The organism is Streptomyces albireticuli (assembly GCF_021228125.1).
GTDB lineage: Bacteria > Actinomycetota > Actinomycetes > Streptomycetales > Streptomycetaceae > Streptomyces > Streptomyces albireticuli.
Map to the genome: position 1 here is coordinate 1 of NZ_JAJQQS010000081.1, position 1,152 is coordinate 1,152.

At 67.3% G+C, this 1,152-nt stretch carries 1 protein-coding gene; it reads left to right on the plus strand.

Going from position 1 to position 1,152, the window contains the following annotated elements; translation table 11 throughout:
• Nucleotides 1–899: 899 nt before the first annotated feature.
• The coding region (locus LUZ64_RS36660) for an IS110 family transposase (protein WP_143593308.1) at nt 900–1,152 on the plus strand (253 nt) is incomplete at its 3' end.

Consider the following 1,152-nt stretch of genomic DNA (forward strand, 5'->3'; position numbering starts at 1 on the left):
GGCGTCCACTGGGCCACCAGCGGCGTCGCCCACATGCACAACCTCGCCCTCGCTGGATGAATTGAGCAGAACGCTGCAACACCCGCATCGCCGCAGCACAATTACGGAGTTACGAGAAGATCTTTAGCAGACCCCGGTGCAGCCAGAAGATTTCTGGAGGTGAAACGCTTTCAGGAACGCGCGGCATACGATTTCTCATCGAACCGGACCCGCAGCATCGCGGGAGGGGCGTGCGGCGGTACGGGACCGCGCTCCGGCGCGTGAACGGCCGCTTCCCCCGGAGTTCGCCCGTCGCCGTCGCGGCGATCCTCATGCACGCCCAGCAGAAGGGGACGCGATTGCTTTACGACTGCCAAGCAGGGGCGTCAGGGGTACGCCGGGCGCTACGGCGTCTCGCTGCCGCGCCCGGCGTACCCGCAGTGGGCCGTCCGGCGACCCTGGTATTCAGCACTGCGGCCGCCCACCGCAGCAGGCACCCTTCACACTCGCCTTCTTCTTGCGGCGCCGTTCCGAGGACAGGCCATCCCTCTTCCCCCGTGCGCTTTTAACCAATTCATCCCTCATGGGCGGGACGCGCCAGCCAAGTGGCGCCCGCAGGGACTCCCGGTGACAGGAGGCGAGGAGATCCAGCGGACCTCCCCCGTTAGTTTTTCGCGGTCCTGCAATGGGGCAGCTGGCCTCCGGGCCCGGTATGACTGTGTCCTCTCTGTCGAACGGATGACCTGGGGGTGGTGTCGCCGAGTCCGGGAGGTGCCGTCGGAGACGCTGATGAGAGACCCGGCCACCGCCCGGTCCGGCACAATGCGGGGCAGATTGCGGGCGGCAGGCCTGCATAACGTGGATGCGCGAGCACCGTGCCACCGCCATGGCGGCACGGTCAACGACCCGGAGAGGGTGCGATGTTCGACATCGAAGGCGTGGAAGTCTTCCTCGGGATGGACGTCGGCAAGGCGGCCCACCACGGTCACGGTCTGACGCCTGCCGGGAAGAAGGCCTTCGACAAGCGGCTTCCCAACAGCGAGCCCAAGCTGCGTGAGCTGTTCACCAAGCTCCAGGCCAAGCACGGGACCGTGCTCGTCGTGGTCGACCAGCCCGCTTCCATCGGGGCCCTGCCACTGGCTGTGGCCCGCGACGCGGGATGCCGCGTCGCCT